Raw genomic sequence first — 18,876 nt, 5'->3', positions numbered from 1 at the left:
TCGGCTTCGCCGTCGCGCGACCATCGGTGAGTCCGTGATTGGCATAAGGCAACCTCGCCATCCCTCTCGCTCAGACTTACGCCCTGAGAATTTATTTCGGGAGTTTATGTCGCTCTTTTAAAACCTATCTTTATGAGAATGGGAAGATGAGGAGATAAGAAGACAGACAACCAACACAGATCAATCATCTGCGTAAAGGCTGTGTCAATGGTGTGGACTAACAATCAATCAACAACTAACCACTGTACGGACGAAAGGTCGCTCGCTCGTACCAACCACCAACATAATTTGCACAATTATCACTGTGACAAAACCAGATAAGCAAAATTCTTTTCCCAAGCAGAATTTCAATAGTTGGCTTAATACAATTAGTTCACTATTGGGAGAGGTTTCTAGGGTAGAGATAAGTACAATGATTGTGGATGAGATAACAGAAGATGTTTTTCTCCCCTACGAAGTTTATCAAGTAATTTACTCAATTTCTCCGATTTATTTAGCGGAATTGGAGATAGATGAAAGTTTATGCGATCGCTATTTAAGGTTACGCCGTCAGTTAGAATTACAATATGCCCTACTCTTGACTGATGAAAATAGCATTTTCTATAGCGAGAAGACAGCACAAGATGTCAAAAGAGATTTACCTGTGTTAGCTCAAGATACTACCCCTTGGGAAAACTTACCATTTCGTTTACCATCTCCTGTTAATTCTAATCCCGCTGCTGGGAATGGAGTGTTATATCATTTATTAGCAGAGCCTAGCTTTAAGTCTATTTTGCGTCAGTTAGGAAATATTAAAACAGCATTAGATCGGCGTAATTTAAGATTTTCTGCTTCAGTCCCAAGTGATTATACAATTCATTCTGATATTACTTATGCTCATACCGTGATTCAATTAGATGGCAAAATTAGTCATCGCTATGCTTCAGAAATTATTCAACATCCTCAACAACAAGATATTGTAAAATTACATCAAAAAGGAGTTGAAGCAGGAACAAAACAGTGGCATAAATTATTCCAATTTGTGACAGAAATTATTCAAAGACAACAAAAGTTTTAGCAACTTAGCAACGTTCAATTTTAAATGACTCTCAATCTAACTGATTCTTGGATTAGTATTAAAAAAAAACAGATTGCTTCAGGAAAAAAAATTCCTACTCAAATTAATTTTAATCTGACAACCAACGATTTAGAACAGATTATTAATCAAAGACAACGTTTTAATCGGTTAAATTTATCTCCAGAATTATTAGCCGAGCTTCGTTATTATAGTTTGTTACAAAATCAAACTACTTTAGAATTATCTTTAACTTTTACTACCTATTATGTACGAAAACAGCAAAAAATAGCTGTTATCAAAAGTATTATCGATCTTCAAGGTAAAATATCTCAGCAACTTTGTCGTAGCTTTTTAAAAAAGCCTCGTTTACTTAATGATTTAGTAGTTAGTCATTATTGGTTAATTGGAAAAATATGCGATCGCATTCATTTAAAATATAAGAGCAAAAATTCTTTATTAGCTTGGAGTTTATCGTTAGCTATAGTTTTAATTATTGCACCTTTATTCTTTTATTTTCTTAAGCTCAATTTTTCGCCTAAACTAATTATTTTAGTGGCAATTTTATTTTTATTATATTTGACTATTAACTTTATTTTTAAGAAATATTTAGCTTCTTTTCTTTTACAGCAATTGCTCTTCGGTTTCTTTTCTAAAAATACTTACAGAAGAAGATTAGGCTGGCTTCTTTTACAATATTTTGGGTGATTAATGCAGGGGTTTACAATGCCAAATACCTACTGATATATTCCTAAAGAGTCACAAAATTATAGTGTTACATCATCATCAAAACCATTCCGTCTTCCACCAAAGAAATAGCCAGAAAAGCCTTTCCTAATCGGAGTCTTTAAGACTAACAAAGCACTAATCTTTTTGCTACTTTGAATTCTATAATCTTGAAAATATTTATGAATTTACCTCCTGGGCCAAAATCGCCTTACTTTTGGCAACTGTTACAAATATTGTTTAATCCCACCGATTCTTTAGATAAATGGTCTAAAAAATATGGTGATACTTTAAAGCTGGGAGGAAATAAAAAACCCTATACAGTGAGTTTTAGTAGTCCAGATGCTATTCAAGCTATTTTAACTGCATCGCCTGAAGCTATAGGTTCTGTTCAAAAAAGTGAGTTAGTAAAAACTCTTTTAGGAGATAGTTCATTAATTTTTCTTCCAGAACAAGAACATCAAAGACAAAGGAAATTAATTCTCCCTTCTTTTCATAAAGAAAGCTTGGAAAATTGTGGTCGAGAAATTGTTAATGTGACTAAGAATACGATGCTTAATCTAACCTCTGGTGATTCATTTGAAGTTCGTTCTACCATGAAAAAGATTTCTTTAAAAGTAATTCTTTATTCTATTTTTGGAACAAAAGACTCTTTTAATGACGAGCAAATTTCTCAAACTATTATAAAAATATTTAATCGTTTTGATTCTCCCCAACTTGCTTGTTATTTATTGACAGCACGTTTTATTCCAATTTTTCTAAATATAGAAATAGGTGTTTGGAAAACTTTTAAACAGCTACAACAAAAACTCGATATCTTAATTGAAGCTGAAATTATTAAGCAAAGAGAATCCCCAAAAAGCTTTGAAAAAAATTTACTTTCATTACTTTTACTAGCTAAAAATGAAAATAAGCAGTCATTGACGGAGCGAGAAATTCGTGATGCCATAATGACCTTGATTTTTGCTGGTTTTGAGACGGCAGCAGCAGCTATGTCTTGGATGCTTTATTGGGTACATTATATTCCAGAAGTTCGAGAGAAGCTATTAGATGAGCTTGTTTTCCCCTCCGATAATATTGAGCCAATGGCAGTCGTACGTTTACCTTATTTGGGCGCAATATGTAATGAAACCTTGCGAATAACTCCCCCTGCTTTAAGTGCTTTTTCTCGAACTGTTAAACAAAAAATAAAGATTGGAAAATACGATCTTGAACCTAATACGAAAATTGACGTTTCTATCTATCTAGCTCATAGAAGAAAATCTGTTTATCCAGAGCCAAATAAATTTAATCCAGAAAGATTTCTCCAAAATCAATTTTCTCCTTATGAATACTTGCCTTTTGGTGGCGGTCAATGTCGTTGTCTTGGTGCTAGTTTGGCTCAGTTTGAAATGAAAATAGTATTAGCTACGATTATGACCAATTTTGAGTTACAAATTGTCAAGCCGAAGCCTCTCAAGCCCAAACGTCATGGGATAGTAATGATTCCCCCCCAATTAAGCATGAAAATTACGCAAAAAAAGTAAAAAATTGCTTTATATCATAATACAGTTTTAATAGGCGATCGCCTATTAGTCACCGTTACTCCGCCTTAAAAAGAACGGGGCTTATAAACTCTTGAATGCGATTCAAGAGACAGCCCCTCCGAAGCCTGTCTTGATGCGCGTTCCCTTGCGCGATGTGTAGCGAGTCCTTTAGGGTCTTACTCCGCCTATCACGGATACCGCTCCGCATAACGCGGGGGTGGATAGGGGGACTTATTTGAGTTATCTTAATGCACCCAACTGTTAACTGTTTTTAGTTAAAAGTCCCCCATCCCCGCGCATCGCTGCGGTGACCGTTGGTCAATTTCTCCAAACTCTAACCAATTTACTCGAACTATGTCCTGAAAACGCTAGGATCAGAATACAAAATATCAAATTACAAAAGGATATCCTATGGCGTTAGCACTAACTTCTGATAATGTAGAAACCGTCTTAGACGAATTGCGTCCTTATTTAATCTCTGATGGCGGTAACGTTGAATTAGTAGAGATTGATGGCCCCATTGTAAAACTAAGATTACAAGGTGCTTGCGGTTCTTGCCCCAGTTCTACTATGACTTTAAAAATGGGTATAGAACGTCGTTTAAGAGAAAAAATTCCTGAAATTGCAGAAGTAGAACAAGCAATGTAATTATTACCAGACAGGAGTAAGAGGAAAATTGAATTTCTTCTTATTCCTTGATTCAGTGAAAAAGTGCGTCTGGATACCTTTAGCTTCTAGATACGGGAAGTGTCAATACTGTAAATATTCTGAGTTTAGTTAAATCGAACATTAGTTTAGCTATAATTGCTTTGCATAAAAGGGTTTAAACCCAAATAGTGAGCAAGATTTTAAATTATCGTTCTATGTTATTCGATCGCCGTCATTTAGCCAGAAAAGATCGCCTGAGTGATATCGGAATTAAGCATAATGCTGGGAAATGGCTGTTGGTATCTGCTTTAGCTGTTTCAGGTTGGTTTGGCTACAGAACAGTACAGGGTTATCTTGCACAACCAGAAGCAGTTTTTGTCTTGGGAGGACATGAAGCGAGAGAAAAATTTGCAGCAGACTTAGCAAAAGAACATCCTGAGCTAGATATTTGGGTTTCTTCTGGTAGTCCTCAAGATTACGTCACAAAGATTTTTACCTTTCGAGGTATTTCAAGCGATCGCTTACACTTAGATTATCAGGCAGAAGATACAGTTGGCAACTTCACCACTTTAGTAGACAAACTCAAAGATCGAGGTATTGATAGCGTGTATTTAATCACTTCAGACAGTCATATGCCTCGCGCTCGTATCGTAGGGGAAATTATCTTTGGTAGTCGCGGTATAGCTATCAAACCAATTTCTGTTCCTTCTCAATCACCACCAGAACCTCCAGAAAAGTGTTTACGAGATGGAGCTAGAGCTATTTTGTGGTTAGCTACTGGCTACACTGGCTCTGCTTTCAAAAAATAAAAGTCGTGAATCAAGAAAGTTAATCTTGGCAGAAAACCACTCTACTCGGCTACAGATACTCTTTGCATGGTTGAAAAACCATTGTTCGCCAGATCGGATTCCGATAACTCAGGACTACTGCCATCGATCACATCAGGATTTAACCTGTATCCGACATTTCTAACGGTTTGTATTAGGTAGGGTTGTCGGGGATGTAGTTCGATTTTCTTTCTCAGTGATAAAACATGAGTATCCACAGTACGAGGATTATCTATTTCATCTGGCCAAGCACGACGTAATAACTCGGAACGGCTTAAAGCATTACCTTCTGACTGGGCTAAAACATACAGTAAGCTAAACTCTTGTGGAGTAAGTTCTACAAAGCTACCTTGTACCTGAACTCGCCGTTGTACCAAATCTATTTTTAAATCTTTATAATCTAAATATAGAGGAACACAATTAACTCGCATCCTGCGAACCAAGGCTTCGATTCTAGCTAGAAACTCTTGCATCCCAAACGGCTTAGTTAAATAGTCGTCTGCACCAGCTTTCAGAGCTGTGACAATATCTTTTTCGGTGTTACGAGCAGATAGCATAAATATCAAAGGCTTTTGTTGCTCACAGAGCCAATGACACATTTGCAGACCGCCTCCATCTGGCAAATCAGAATCTACGATAACTAATGTCGGTTGATATTGGGAAAAAACGTTTTTTCCCTGGTGCAAGTTGGTAGACTGTTTAACGGTATAACCAGCTTGTTGCAAATGCCAACCTAACAAGGAACGTAAGTGAGGATTACCCTCTATTATTAATATTAGTGTCGAACCCACTTTATTTTTTAAAATAGCTAAGTTTGTGCCGAATTTTAATTGCCTTAAAGGCTACCAGAGCTATTATCTGTGTTTTGTAGCAAAGGTTACTAAGAATTGAATTACAGCCAAAATGCGGTTCAGAGCTATTTGGGGATCTGCCATCAAAGAGGAAGAATAATCAATCAGCATTAATTAATTAAGTTAATGAAATTAAATATAAAGTAGGAAAACTATTGCTGCAAAAACCAGAGAATGTCAAAATTAGGTAAGCATAATTAAAAGAAAATAAAAAAAATTATCAAAACTTGTTTATAATCAACGTTACTTTTTTGTAGCGGTGCTTTAACCGCCTCTAAGCGGTTCGTTCTTAGATGTTGCTCAAATTAAGGAGACAAACCAATGACCGTAGAAAATGTAGAAACTAATGGCAATCAGACTACTGAGACTGAAGCACCTGAATCTTTAGCTTTGTCAGTACCACAAAAAACAACATTACCCCAAAACAGACCAGTTGAACCTAGTCACTTAGATGTAGTCAGAACTTATTCTTCTGTAGGCTCTGCTCGTCCTGTAACCAAAAGTGGAATCGAAATTAGCAACACTTTAACTATTTCTGGTAATCGTCCCATTGCATTAAGTGGTTTACAAATTAGCGAAACTTACGCTGTCATGGGAAATCGTCCTGTTGCTTCCAACGAGATTGATGATGCTGCTACTTTAATGGGATACATTGATTAATCTTGATCTTAGTCATTGAATTTTGCCTAATAGTTTTTTCAGGTTAATGTGTTGTTAAATACATTAATTGCTGTTTTGAGATTTAAAGTGGGTCAAAACCCACTTTTTTTATCAAGCTCCCAGCTATTGGTGAGCTTATCTTGTTACAATTAACACAATATAAATATTTATTTAATTAATTAATTTATGAATTGGTTGGCTCATTTGTTTTTATCAGAACCTAATGGCGCACATCGTTTGGGTAATCTCCTAGGAGATTTAGTTAAAGGCAAAGAGAGACAAGAGTTAAATTCTTGTTTTCAAACAGGGATTAAATGTCATTTATTAATTGATTCTTTTACAGATAAGCATCTTATTTTTAGACGTAGTAAGCAAAGAATTAATGAAAATCATAGAAGATATAGTCCTGTATTAATTGATGTTTTTTACGATCATTTTTTAGCAACAAATTGGCAAAAATATTCTCAAGATAGTTTGGATATTTTTACTCACGAAGTATATGATTCTTTTTACGAGTATTGGGATATAATACCTGTTTTTCCTAGGATGGTTATCCACAGAATGATGGAGCAAGATTGGTTAGGATCTTTTTATTATATTTATGGCGTAGAGGCAAGTTTAAAAAGAATTAGAGCAAAATTGCCGTTCAAGCATCAAGATGATTTTGTAGTTAATTCTTTTTTAGAACAATTAGAAGCTAATTATAATGAGCTAGAACAAGATTTTCTAGAATTTTTTCCTGAAATTATTGCTTATTTAGATAATCAATGTTGTTAAATATTTTTTTTATTGCTTGAGTTAACCTTTTTACAAAAGATAGACTAAAAAATTAACCACAACTCAATATATTTTTAATTTTATAATTTTAAAATAGCACTCTGTTACGAACAATTATGACGCTCGCTAAATCTTCCCTCTCTGTAATTAAAAAAATTCTCTTCTTAGGTACAGGAGGCGGTTTAATCGCGATCTTGGCGGTTTTCTTGACGATCCAGAAAACTAGCGATCGCTTTTTGCTGGCTTTGGAAAATATCTTACAACCCCAACCCACAAAGTTACAAGTAGAAGATTCGGCATTGTTACTCAAACAAATTCAGAGTATGCAAGAATTGACCACGGCTACTTATAAGATGGAGACTATTATACCCACTTCAGCCGAGCGCACTTTAGGGGAAAATTGGACAGTCGCCACTACCAAGTTACTCTATTTAGCAAGGGGAGAAGTCAAAGCAGGAATCGATTTAAGTGAGATAACCATAGAAGATGTTGAAGTAAGTGAAAATAAAATTGCGATCGCAATTCCTCCAGCAGAAATTTTAGACAGCAAAATAGACGTTAATAATTCCCAGGTATACCATTACGATCGTGGTTTTCTCAATTTAGGACCCGATGTTGCACCCCAATTGCAAACTTTAGCACAACAAAAAACTTTAAATAAGATTGTGACTACTGCTTGTAATGAGGGAATTTTAGATACGGCTAACGAGAAAGCACAAGAAGCGATTGCGCAATTTTTAGCTGTTACTAACGAGCGAGAAATTGAGATTAATCTAAATACTGAGTTATCCTCATCATGCCAATAAATAAGTATATTACAGTAACAGAGAGTAGTTAATCTGTAACTACTTTGATTAAAGATTAATGCTTAGCTATCAATTAAAATTTGATTTACTTCTATCTCAATATTACTAAAAGATAAAGGTGTAATTTTACCTTCTATAAATTCTGACTTAACATTATAATTATTGTCTATAGGTTGACGAAATACATGAATTGCTTTTTTTTGCAAATTAATCACCCAGTATTCTGCAATACCTTCTTTGGCATAAAGTTGTTTTTTAGTTGTTAGATCGTAATTCAAAGTAGAATCGGAAATTTCTATTAACCAGTAAATATCCTGTGCATTAGGATGACGGGTTAAATATTTAATCTCAGGTAAACTGACAATAGCTACATCTGGTTCTGGTTCAGAGTTACTCAAAGTAATAGGATGGGCTTCAAATACTTCGGCTTTTCCTGCTAGTAATTGACGTAAATATTTGGCTATGCTGTGGTTAGTAAAGCGATGTAAAGGTTTCTCTGGTGCCATTTCAATTATTTTTCCCTCAATTAATTCGACATGGCGATCGCATAGTATGCCCACTTCAATCATGCGATGATAGTCTTGGAGAGTCCATTTAGCTAAAGTTGTCATAACTTTTATCTTCTTAATGATTAACGGCTCTAACTTGATTGTAGATTTCCTGATTGCTAAAGATTATTTATCCCTCAATATTTTTCCAGTATCATAAAAATTACTAATTGAACTTACAGGCAAATTAAAACTAAAATTACATCAACTTATAACAATATTACAAGAAAAAATAGTTTCAATATACTATCAATAAAGCTGATAACTGGTGACCGCATCCTTCGCCCTCGAAGGAACAACGAGTAAGAAACTTTATAAGGAACAAGGAGTCAGGAAAAATCTTCCTCAAAGGTTTGGTAGAGCTTTCTGGCTTTTTTAAAACTAATCCTAGTTCCTCCTTCCTGATTTTGACTGGTAACTGGTAATTGCTAACTGGTAAGGTGATAACTGAATTTATGGATAGCACTTTCGCTCCTATATGGGGTTCTTTAATTGTATTTATTGTCTGTCCCCTATTAGGAGGATTACCCCTAATTGATTGGATTACCTACGCTCTCACTGGTCGTCAATTAACTAAAATGGGAACTGGTAATGTTTCGGTGTCTGCTGCTTTCTATCACGGTGGCAAAGTAGCGGGAATTTTAGCTGTAATTTCTGAAGCAGCAAAAGGAATTATTGCAGTGTTGCTGACACGGATGTTTTTTCCTAGGGCTTCAGTTTGGGAATTACTGGCTTTAATTGGTTTGGTAATGGGGCGTTATTGGATGGGAAAGGGTGCGGGTACTACCAATGTTACCTGGGGAATTTTGGCACACGATATCAGGGTTTTTGCAATCACGATTTTGCTAGGCGGAGTTAGTTTTACGATTAATCGCGATCGCCAAAAGGGTAAGATAGGAATATTGGTTATATTGGCGATAGTTATTGGTTTATTCCATCCTAACAATCCAGAGTATTGGGTTGCAGCTATTTCTTTAAGTGGTTTACTGTGGTGGATTTATCAACAGATACCAGACGATTTAGATTTATCTCCAAACAAAGTGCATACACAATCAAGTAAAGTATTTCGTTTTTTTCAAGCTGAAAAGAATATTGTTTCTTTAGATAGTAAGTTAGATCGTAATAAAGTAGGCTCAAAAGCAGCCAATCTAGCACTGGTTAAAGGAATGGGTTACACTGTCCCTGATGGTTGGGTATTGTCTCCAGGGGAAGATGCTCAGGCGTTGGTGAATTATTTACAACCATCCCCCGAACAACCTTTAGTAGTACGTTCCTCGGCATTAGATGAAGATAGCGAATCAGCCTCGGCTGCGGGGCAGTATTTAAGTATTTTGCATATAGCTAGTAAAGAAGCCTTGAAAACAGCGATTTTAGACTGTCAAGCATCTTATTTAGCCAAATCTGCCCAAAGTTACCGTCAAAAGAATCAGCAGGAAGCAGGGGGAATGGCGGTATTAGTACAGGAACAGATTGCAGGAGTGTATAGTGGTGTAGCGTTCAGTCGCGATCCTGTAAATAGTTTAAATAATGGAGTAGCGATCGAAGCTTTACCAGGAAATGCGACTAAAGTAGTATCAGGAAAGTTCACACCCCAACGATACCAGGTAATTCTACCAGAGTTGCCCTCTTCAGGATCGCCCGATCGCAATACTCCCAATCAAATTGTGATTACTCCTAAACCCGATGAAATAGCAGATAGTATTCCCAGAGATATTCTAGAGTCTGTGGCTTTACTTGCTAGGGAAATGGAAGAAATTTTTCGTGGTACTCCCCAAGATATTGAATGGACACATGATGGGGAGCAATTATGGTTATTACAAGTACGCCCCATCACAACTTTAGAGACGATTTGGACTCGTAAAATAGCTTCTGAAGTTATACCAGGGCAAATTCATCCTTTAACCTGGTCGATTAATCAGCCTCTTACCTGTGGCGTGTGGGGAGAACTTTTTACGATTGTTTTAGGCAAAAAAGCACGGGATTTAGATTTTAACCAGACTGCTACTTTACATTACGATCGCGCTTATTTTAATGCTTCTCTCTTAGGAAATATCTTTCTTCGTATGGGTTTACCTCCAGAAAGTTTAGAATTTCTTACCAGAGGGGAAAAATTTAGTAAACCGCCGATTATTTCTACTATTAAAAATATCCCTGGGTTATGGCGATTGTTACAAAGAGAATGGCAATTAGAAACAGATTTTAAGCGCGATTATCAACAAAAATTTGAGCCGTTATTAACAGAATTAACTGAAAATCAGACTCAAGACTTAACTGCAACTGAAATTATAGCTAGAGTTGATATTATTATCGAAGCTTTAGAACAAGCAACTTATTACAGCATTCTCGCGCCTCTCAGTTTTGCCATCAGACAGGGATTACTCAAAGTATCCCTTGAAGATTTAGATAATAGCCAAACTCCAGAAATTACCTCGATGCAAGCTTTAGCGATTATTGCTGCGGATACACGGAAATTAATAGCTAAAGAACAAATTACCATGAATTCTTGCGCCTCCTTATTTGCTTATTTAGCTGAAAATACGGAAGGAGAATCTATTTTAAATCGCTTTAATCACTGGTTAGCTCAATACGGCTATTTAGGAGATGTCGCCACAGATATTGCTATTCCTCGTTGGTTAGATAATCCTCGCCCTGTTAGACAAATGTTTTCCCGATTTTTCTTTGATACTGTCGCTTGTGAAAAAGCCAAAACAGTAAGCACACAATCTACTATTTCTTGGTTAGATAAACTGGTACAAACTCGTCTGAATCTTAAAGGAAAAGTTAGCGAGGTATATAATAAATTATTAGCTCATCTACGTTGGAGTTTATTAGTATTAGAAACTACCTGGTTATCAGAAGATATTTTACTAGAAGCAGGTGATATCTTTTTTTTAAAGCTAACCGAAATCAAAGAGATAGTCGCTAACATAAATACACCAGATATTAAAAATATTATTGACTCTCGCAAACAAAAATGGGAACAAGAATCAAAACTAAAGATTATTCCTTACTTAGTTTATGGTAATCCCGATACTTCCCTCTTAAAAATAAATCCCCTTATATTAACCACCAGCAATGTCCTTTCAGGAATTGGTACAAGTCAAGGACAAATCGAAGGCACAATTAAAGTAGTATCTAATTTACAGCAAAATATCCAAAATATCGATAAAAAAACTATCTTAGTTGTACCCTATACCGACGCAGGTTGGTCTCCTTTGCTAGCCCTCGCAGGAGGTTTAATCGCTGAGGTGGGTGGTAGACTTTCCCACGGTGCAATTATCGCTCGCGAATATGGTATTCCCGCAGTTATGGATATTCCTTATGCTACTCAATTACTACATGATGGTAAAAAAGTCAGAATTAATGGTCAAACTGGAATAGTGGAAATTTTAGATTAATCTATATATTAATATTAGCTTTATAAAATTAAAATCCCTAAATGTCTGCTCTTATTATTGCGGTAATTATTGTTATCATTGGCTCAGCGATTTGTTCTGGTGCAGAAACCGCTCTTTTATCTGTCTCTGCAATTCGAGTTAGACAATTAGCTCAAACTAAAACCCCTCCTGCTTTGGCTTTACTAGGGATTCGTAATAAGATTAACAGACCGATCGCCACTATTGTAATTCTCAATAATATCTTTAATATTGTAGGCAGTATTGTTATTGGGAGTTTGGCAACTAAAGTTTTAGGTGATACTTGGTTGGGTGTCTTTTCAGGGATTTTAACCTTTTTAGTCATCATCTTCGGGGAGATATTTCCTAAGACATTAAGTGAACGTTATGCAGAAAGAATTTCGCTGGCGATCGCGATTCCTGTTAAACTAATTACAGTCTTGTTTACCCCTCTTGTGGTGTCAATTGAGCTTATAACTTCTCCTGTAACGAAAGGTAGAAGACTGCAAACCACTAACGAAGCAGAAATTAAATTTTTAACTAAAATTGGTTTTCAAGAAGGCGCAATAGAAGATGACGAAGCAGAAATGATTCAAAGAGTTTTTCAACTCAATGATTTAACCGCTTCCGATTTGATGTCTCCTAGAGTTGTTATTACTTCTCTTAAAGGACATTTGACTTTAGCAGAATGTCAACCAGAAATTATTACCTCTCAACATTCCCGTATTTTAGTTACTGGGGAAACTATTGATGACGTTTTAGGCTTAGTTTTAAAAGATAACTTATTGATGGCTTTAATTGATGGCAAACAAGACAAAACTGTAGCAGAATTAAAACGAGAAGTTACCTTTGTTCCTGATACGGTTCGCTCTGATAAACTACTAAAATCTTTTCAAGATAATAGGGAACATTTAGCCGTAGTTTTAGATGAATATGGCGGAGTTGCAGGTGTAGTTACTTTAGAAGATGTGTTAGAAGTTTTAACAGGAGAAATTGTTGACGAAACAGACCGCAGTATCGATTTGCAGGTGATTGCACGGAAAAAACGCCAAAAACTACTAGAAGCTAAAGGAATTGTGGGAGAAAGCTAAAAAAAGTATGGCAAGATGTTGTTGGATAGAATGTTTAAAATAGACTTCTTGCAAAAATCAAGCTCGAATCAAAATTAGTAACTTGTTACTTGTGGTGCGCTTTCTTTAACCAAGATTTGTAGTATCAAACACCAGAGATTGATAGAAGAAGATTAAATTAAATTTAATTACCTAATCGTTAGCACAAAGTAGATTAGTCTCCTTTCACCCTAACTAATAGAACTGCCTTGAAAATAGTGTTTATAGTATGTTAGAAACTTTGATATTTTCTCTACTACCCAGGCTATAAACTAGACAATTACTCATTTCATTACATCTGCGGTCTGCTTCGCAGCAGCTTAGCTGTCCGCAACGCGCCTCGCCAACGGCGATCTCGCTATTTTCAAGCATCAATTTTTAACTAAAAAATCAACTAAATTGCTCCACTGAATAACAAAAGCGATCGCCTCTGGAAATCGTTTCTCCATGGACTAGAGGATGATTGTGGGTTGTATAAGCAGTGTGGCGATAAACTAGTAAAGGATGACCTAAAGATACATCTAAATATTCACTAAGTTCGAGATTGGCATTGGTACATTCGATGATTGCTGCAACACGCTCGATTTTCCAATTATTGCGCTCTAAAACAGGAAAAGTCATGTTTTGTTTCAACTCTGTTGCTAGCTTTTGACCTATTTCTGGCAAGATGTAAGTAATATCAACGCCCCCAGGTACGTTATCTGTTAGCAAGAGTTTTTTTTGTAAATAAGCAGTGGGATTATTTGAGGGTAATTGTAGTATTTTTTGTAATTCTGCGGTTGCGGTAACAAGCTCAAAGGTTATATTTTGCAGCGACAGTCCGATTCCTTTGTTTGCTAGGTCATTTTGCAGAAACGTTAGAGGACTAGAAAGAGTATAAGCCACTTTATGCTTCTCAGTAACAAATGCTCCCTTCCCTTGATGGGTAGTTACTAAACCTTGTTGAACTAAATTAGCGATCGCTCTTCTGATAGTAATTCGGCTGACTTTCCATTCTTCAATTAATTTTCTTTCACTGGGTAATTTAGTTCCTGGTAAATAATAACCACTAATAATTCGCTGTTGTATCTGTTCGGAAATATTGAGATGAAGTGGTATTTGCTTTTGCGATCTTGTCAAATTTACTTAATTGGTAACTAATGTGACTAATTTATTATAACAAGTTGCTATAATCTTGTTAATTGAAAACTGGTTATAACAAGTAATAAATAGAGTCAAAAGGATGAATAGTCAAGTTAAGACTAAATCAGCAAAATCTAGTTATAAGTCAAAACAAATCTTAAATTCACCAGAGTTAAAAACCTTAAATGCTCGTTCTGATTGGCGAGGATTAATCCAGCTAGTAGGACATATCTGTGTGATGGTAAGTAGTGGATACTTATGGACAACGGCAGATAATTGGTTAATTAAAATACCCGCTTTAATCATCTACGGTTTTAGTTTTGCTGCCATGTTTGCACCCTTACACGAAAGTTCTCATCGGACAGCTTTTGCGAATAATCGTCTCAATGATCTAGTTGCTTGGATAGCTGGATTATTATCATTTTACAACAGCGATTTTTACCGTCGCTATCACAAATGGCATCATCGTTATGCTCAAGTTAAGGGAAAAGACCCCGAATTAGAAGATACTAAACCGACTAACTTTAAAGAATACGTAGCAGAAATTAGCGGTTTAAACTGGTGGATTGGCAAATTCAAAACCCATTATCGTGTAGCCACAGGGAAATTAGAAGATTGTTTTTATCTTGCCGAAGATGCACGAGATGAGGTCATCAGATCGACACGTTTACAACTGGGAGTTTATGGTATGGCGATCGCTATTTCTCTAATCTTCCATCAACCTTGGTTTTTAACCCTTTGGTTACTACCTTTAGCCCTAGGACAACCAATTTTAAGATTTATTCTCTTAGCCGAACATACAGGATGTACTAATGATAGTAATCCTTTGACTAACACCCGCACTACTTTAACCTGGTTTCCTCTCAAATTTATGGTGTGGAATATTCCCTTTCATGCCGAACATCATCTTTATCCTTCTATTCCCTTTCATGCTTTACCTCAAGCACATCAGCAGTTAAAGGAGAATTTTACAGTAATCGAGAGTGGTTATTTAAAAGTACATCGAGACATATTGACATCTTTTTAATCAGCTAGTTAATGAGAGTCAAGTAAGGGGTGAGGAACGAGGGATGAGGGATGATTACTTGCAACCAAGGAAGGAACTTGCACCTCTAACTTCGTCCGTTTTCCTTTAACTAAGGACATTTTCGCCTGCTCTTGTAACCTTTAAGCACGAGGAAACTTTCCTGAATCTTCTAGAATCTTCTACCTCAAAGAAGACGAGGTGCAACTTTTGACGAGCAACCAAGCGTGAGTGTTGACTTTTGATTTTTTGTCCCCTACTCGTTGTCAATTCTAAAGTATTTATACAGTCATAAGTTTATTTTCTGGGGCTTTATCTGCCTTTACTGGGGTTAAAAGCGAGATCGCAAAAACAGATACAATAAAGATATCAAACCAGGCTAATGTGATGGCGACGTAGTAACGATTTTAATCGTATTCTTTGATGTAACCACAGGGATAATCTCTAATTCAAATAAATCTTGCCACTGTGAAACCCATTCCTGAAATAGATCGGTATCGTCACATTCGATCAGTTGAAAACATCGACTGAAATCGGCGGAAATCCAGCTATCTAAATATTTCAAGCCGTCAGGCATTATACGTGATTTTTTTTGCAAAAGGGGATATATATCTTTGTTTTTATCATCTTTAAAGTGTTCGACAACCATAAATAACATTTTTGTTTTTGTCCTTTTTTAAGAGCATCAAAGTTTTTAATTTTTCTAACTGATTTAATGTTTCAAGCAAGATGAAAGATAATGCTTATAAATTCATAATTAAAGATTTTCCCCTACAATGCGGAGTGAACTTACCCGAAGCAACAATAGTATATAAAACTTATGGGGAATTAAATAAAGGTCTTACCAAAGGCAAAGCACTGCGGACAATGAGCCCTAACGTGATTTTGTATCCCACCTCCTACGGGGCGCAACACACAGATATTGAATGGTTAATTCGCTCTGACGGTATTCTCGATCCCAGCCAATACTTTATTATTATCCCCAATATGTTTGGTAATGGCTTATCTAGTTCTCCTAGTAATAATCAAGCCTGTAAATTAGCAGAATCAGGGTTTTGGTTTACCCATCTCGATAATGTCCGCGCTCAAAAAAAATTATTAGACAGTCTAGGAATTGAAAAGCTGGCTTTGGTTTATGGTTGGTCAATGGGGGCGCAACAGGCTTATCATTGGGGAGCATTGTATCCTGAATGCGTCAAGCGAATTGCTGCTTTATGTGGTACAGCCAAGACTACCGATCATAATACAATTTTCTTACAAAGTTTACGCACTGCCCTAACAGCCGATCCTGCTTGGAATGGTAATGAGTTTGAAGACATCCCAGAGCGCGGTTATAGAGCTTTTGCTCGTATCTATGCAAGTTGGGCAGCATCCCAAGCCTACTATCGTGAAGGACTTTATTATCAGTTTGGTTACGACTCTTTAGAAGACTACCTATTACGAGGTTGGGAAGCCAATTACCGCAAACGCGATCCCCATGATTTACTGGCAATGATTGATACATGGTTGCATTGTGATGTCAGTAATAACCCAACTTACAAAGGAGATTATCAACAAGCACTCTCGTCAATTACCGCCAAAACTTTAGTAATGCCAGCAGAAACGGATTTATATTTTACTCCTGAAGACTGTCAAGCAGAAGCTAATTTAATTCCTAATGCTGAGTATCTGCCTATCCCTTCAATTTGGGGACATCGTGCAGGAAATCCCTATCAAAATCCCGAAGATGAAGCCTTTATTACTGAAGCAGTAGCAAAACTATTAAAGCCCGTTAAATAGCCAAGTATCTAACTAAACTATCAAGTATGGATTGGAAACCAGAGCGAATATTGTCTATCTTGGATCGATGCTGTGAATCGTACACTTTTCCTATGCTGGATAATGGCTATATATATTTAGCAGCAACTAGATTATCTCTTTATAGATCGGGTCTAGATTGGGCATTGGTAATTGAAGTATTCGGATTTTCTCCAAGATCTGGTACACCCAATACTCACATTTATACTTTTGCAAGTCGCTTATATAATCGAGACAAACCAGAGCGTTATCGCAATCGTCAAGACTACGAAGACTATCTTTTATTTCAGCCACACAATGAATCACGCTTTATCGATCCTATTGAAGATGATGGAGAAGAGTGGATAGATCCTGAAGATAGGGAGTTTGTATTAGATAATGGTCAGTTCGTTTTACGAGGCGAAAAATATAATCTACCAACACCAGAAGATTATCGAACTTGCAAAATTCAATTAGAAGAATCAAAGGTACAAACTTTTGAGTTTTGTCGATTTTTAGCTGCTACTGCACGAAATAAAGTGCTGGCGACTGAACAGGAAAGAAGAATTAGCGTTTTACCAGAGATGAAGCAAATACTTCAACTTGAAGAATGGAATCATCCAGATCTTATAAATGGGAAACTTGCAAGTAATTCTGAAACCTTTCAACAATTAGCAAAAGTCCTCTCCACTGGAGATACCAAGTATTACAATCCCACACAACCATCCAATACTAATTGGATTAATTGGCTTGGGGGTGGTAGATTATAACTTAATGGCGATCGCCTTAGAATAAAGGCTAGACTGAACAGTGTTAATATCAGAATTAACTAGCGATCGCTTTATGTGCGTTTACAAATCCTGCGATTAACTCTTACAAACGGATTAATGCACCCAATACAAGAGCGGATGCAACTCGATCGCCCAATACCATTAGTTATAGTGGCAACAATCGCACCCACATGATTCGTATTCCCGATATTGGCAGATTTGAATTTCGGCTAGCTGATGGTGCAGCCAACCCCTATCTACTTCCCGCAGCCATTATTGCAGCAGGATTAGACGATATCGAGCGTCAAATCGACTCTAGCGATCGCTCTAATAATAACAGCTACGTCGGTGCGACGACGGAATCAGCCCCTTGGAAACACTGACCAAGACAGGATGAAAGATGAAAAGTCGTACTAAAAAACTTATGGATTCTACTTGGAATTACTATACTTCTCTTTATTTTATTTAATTTACTGTTACTTTCTATTTTATTTTATTAATGTAATTCTGGTGATTATGCTGCAAAGTCTTCAACCATGAGGAATAAGGAGACTAATCTTCTGAAGCCCATGTCATTTTCTCTTCCTCTCTTAAGCTTAATTTAAGCTTTTACCCTACTGTTCTTTAATTTTTATTTCTTTTTTATTGCCTTTTATCTTCTAGTACCTGATCGTATATACCCTTCAGCTTCTTTAAGTTCTTATTTACTTCTCTTCACTCTGTTCAATTCACTATTATTTTAATTTTACTTGTTTTTAAGTCTTTTTTGGATATTTATAAATATATTGTTTAGCTTTTTTATTTGTTTCGATCTATTTTATGTCTATTTGATTGCTATATATTCTTTGTATAAATTATTTAATCATTAAGATATACACGAATAACGGATAGATTGACAATTAAGTGTAAGGCTAATTCTAGTAACTATTTATACTTTATTATAATTTTTATTTAACTACTTTAAAAGAGTCATAAATGAAACTGATTAGGAGATAGATAACTTGAGCTTTCCCGAAAACAAAACAACATCTGTTCATCATGTCGTCATTATCGGTGGAGGATTTGGTGGGCTTTATGCAGCACAAACTCTTGCTAAAGGAGCAGTCAAAGTCACCCTGATTGATAAACGCAACTTTCATGTCTTTCAGCCACTGCTTTACCAAGTGGCTACTGGCGGTATATCTCCCACTAATATTAGTTCTCCTCTGCGGGGAATCTTAAAGCGCAACAAAAATATTGAAGTGCTGATGGGAGAGG

19 protein-coding genes and 1 pseudogene are annotated in these 18,876 nt (G+C 36.2%); 15 read left to right on the top strand and 5 right to left on the bottom strand.

Translation table 11 applies throughout. From position 1 onward, the window contains the following. Nucleotides 1–304 precede the first annotated feature (304 nt). The 5 genes from H1P_RS19350 to H1P_RS19330 all read left to right on the top strand — a co-directional run bounded on the left by H1P_RS19350 (nt 305) and on the right by H1P_RS19330 (nt 4,763). On the top strand, nt 305–1,057 hold the full coding sequence (locus H1P_RS19350; protein ID WP_144870391.1) for a hypothetical protein: 753 nt from the start codon (nt 305–307) through the stop codon (nt 1,055–1,057). A 24-nt stretch (nt 1,058–1,081) separates the two neighbouring features. Then, entirely contained in the window at nt 1,082–1,762 is a 681-nt protein-coding gene (locus H1P_RS19345) for a hypothetical protein (RefSeq protein WP_144870389.1), read from the top strand. Nucleotides 1,763–1,962: 200 nt separating this feature from the next. Beyond that, complete coding sequence (locus H1P_RS19340; RefSeq protein WP_144870387.1) at nt 1,963–3,306, top strand: cytochrome P450; 1,344 nt, start codon at nt 1,963–1,965, stop codon at nt 3,304–3,306. Nucleotides 3,307–3,717: 411 nt separating this feature from the next. Further along, nucleotides 3,718–3,954: a NifU family protein gene (locus H1P_RS19335; RefSeq protein WP_144870385.1), complete on the top strand. Its 237-nt coding sequence runs from the start codon at nt 3,718–3,720 to the stop codon at nt 3,952–3,954. Nucleotides 3,955–4,142: 188 nt separating this feature from the next. Beyond that, the gene (locus tag H1P_RS19330; protein WP_246141814.1) at nt 4,143–4,763 is read left to right on the top strand and encodes a YdcF family protein; all 621 of its coding nucleotides are present in this window, start codon (nt 4,143–4,145) and stop codon (nt 4,761–4,763) included. A 41-nt stretch (nt 4,764–4,804) separates the two neighbouring features. Here the strand turns inward: H1P_RS19330 and H1P_RS19325 are convergent, their stop codons facing one another. Further along, on the bottom strand, nt 4,805–5,572 hold the full coding sequence (locus tag H1P_RS19325; RefSeq protein WP_144870383.1) for a response regulator transcription factor: 768 nt from the start codon (nt 5,570–5,572) through the stop codon (nt 4,805–4,807). 381 nt (nt 5,573–5,953) lie between these two features. Here H1P_RS19325 and H1P_RS19320 point away from each other — a divergent pair, with 381 nt between their 5' ends. The 3 genes from H1P_RS19320 to H1P_RS19310 all read left to right on the top strand — a co-directional run bounded on the left by H1P_RS19320 (nt 5,954) and on the right by H1P_RS19310 (nt 7,875). Continuing rightward, nucleotides 5,954–6,292, top strand: coding sequence for a hypothetical protein (locus H1P_RS19320; protein WP_144870381.1), 339 nt, complete (start codon nt 5,954–5,956; stop codon nt 6,290–6,292). Nucleotides 6,293–6,478: 186 nt separating this feature from the next. Continuing rightward, nucleotides 6,479–7,069 carry an acyl carrier protein phosphodiesterase gene (locus tag H1P_RS19315; RefSeq protein ID WP_144870380.1) on the top strand — a complete coding sequence of 197 codons (591 nt, stop codon included), beginning with the start codon at nt 6,479–6,481 and terminating at the stop codon, nt 7,067–7,069. A 116-nt stretch (nt 7,070–7,185) separates the two neighbouring features. Then, nucleotides 7,186–7,875, top strand: a complete 690-nt coding sequence (locus H1P_RS19310) for a DUF4230 domain-containing protein (RefSeq protein WP_144870378.1) — start codon at nt 7,186–7,188, stop codon at nt 7,873–7,875. Between the two features lie 62 nt (nt 7,876–7,937). Here H1P_RS19310 and H1P_RS19305 read toward each other — a convergent pair whose 3' ends face one another. Then, nucleotides 7,938–8,486, bottom strand: coding sequence for a Uma2 family endonuclease (locus tag H1P_RS19305; RefSeq protein WP_144870376.1), 549 nt, complete (start codon nt 8,484–8,486; stop codon nt 7,938–7,940). 392 nt (nt 8,487–8,878) lie between these two features. Here H1P_RS19305 and H1P_RS19300 point away from each other — a divergent pair, with 392 nt between their 5' ends. Together H1P_RS19300 and H1P_RS19295 are read left to right on the top strand one after the other, a co-directional pair. Continuing rightward, nucleotides 8,879–11,821, top strand: a complete 2,943-nt coding sequence (locus tag H1P_RS19300) for a glycerol-3-phosphate acyltransferase (RefSeq protein ID WP_144870374.1) — start codon at nt 8,879–8,881, stop codon at nt 11,819–11,821. Nucleotides 11,822–11,862: 41 nt separating this feature from the next. After that, nucleotides 11,863–12,909, top strand: a complete 1,047-nt coding sequence (locus tag H1P_RS19295) for a hemolysin family protein (RefSeq protein WP_144870372.1) — start codon at nt 11,863–11,865, stop codon at nt 12,907–12,909. Nucleotides 12,910–13,149: 240 nt separating this feature from the next. Here the strand turns inward: H1P_RS19295 and H1P_RS36285 are convergent, their stop codons facing one another. Together H1P_RS36285 and H1P_RS19290 are read right to left on the bottom strand one after the other, a co-directional pair. Further along, complete coding sequence (locus H1P_RS36285) at nt 13,150–13,299, bottom strand: hypothetical protein (RefSeq protein WP_186376044.1); 150 nt, start codon at nt 13,297–13,299, stop codon at nt 13,150–13,152. 18 nt (nt 13,300–13,317) lie between these two features. Then, entirely contained in the window at nt 13,318–14,046 is a 729-nt protein-coding gene (locus H1P_RS19290) for a GntR family transcriptional regulator (RefSeq protein ID WP_222427128.1), read from the bottom strand. Nucleotides 14,047–14,149: 103 nt separating this feature from the next. On the opposite strand from H1P_RS19290, the gene H1P_RS19285 reads away from it, so the two are divergent. Then, nucleotides 14,150–15,076, top strand: a complete 927-nt coding sequence (locus tag H1P_RS19285; RefSeq protein WP_144870370.1) for a fatty acid desaturase — start codon at nt 14,150–14,152, stop codon at nt 15,074–15,076. A 376-nt stretch (nt 15,077–15,452) separates the two neighbouring features. Here the strand turns inward: H1P_RS19285 and H1P_RS19280 are convergent, their stop codons facing one another. After that, the gene (locus H1P_RS19280) at nt 15,453–15,722 is read right to left on the bottom strand and encodes a DUF3303 domain-containing protein (RefSeq protein WP_222427127.1); all 270 of its coding nucleotides are present in this window, start codon (nt 15,720–15,722) and stop codon (nt 15,453–15,455) included. Between the two features lie 80 nt (nt 15,723–15,802). Between H1P_RS19280 and H1P_RS19275 the strand changes: the two genes are divergently transcribed. From H1P_RS19275 to H1P_RS19260, 4 genes and pseudogenes are all read left to right on the top strand, one after another. Continuing rightward, nucleotides 15,803–16,852, top strand: a complete 1,050-nt coding sequence (locus tag H1P_RS19275; RefSeq protein WP_144870366.1) for an alpha/beta fold hydrolase — start codon at nt 15,803–15,805, stop codon at nt 16,850–16,852. Between the two features lie 26 nt (nt 16,853–16,878). Continuing rightward, nucleotides 16,879–17,619 carry a DUF7003 family protein gene (locus tag H1P_RS19270; protein WP_144870364.1) on the top strand — a complete coding sequence of 247 codons (741 nt, stop codon included), beginning with the start codon at nt 16,879–16,881 and terminating at the stop codon, nt 17,617–17,619. A gap of 62 nt (nt 17,620–17,681) precedes the next feature. After that, nucleotides 17,682–17,984, top strand: a pseudogene (locus H1P_RS19265) (type III glutamate--ammonia ligase); the annotation flags it as partial. A gap of 636 nt (nt 17,985–18,620) precedes the next feature. Then, nucleotides 18,621–18,876: FAD-dependent oxidoreductase (locus H1P_RS19260; RefSeq protein WP_144870360.1), on the top strand; the 256-nt coding region annotated here is incomplete at its 3' end.

The sequence above is a fragment of the Hyella patelloides LEGE 07179 genome (genome assembly GCF_900659865.1).
Taxonomy (GTDB): domain Bacteria; phylum Cyanobacteriota; class Cyanobacteriia; order Cyanobacteriales; family Xenococcaceae; genus Hyella; species Hyella patelloides.
This window is presented reverse-complemented; position numbering and strand designations above follow the sequence as displayed.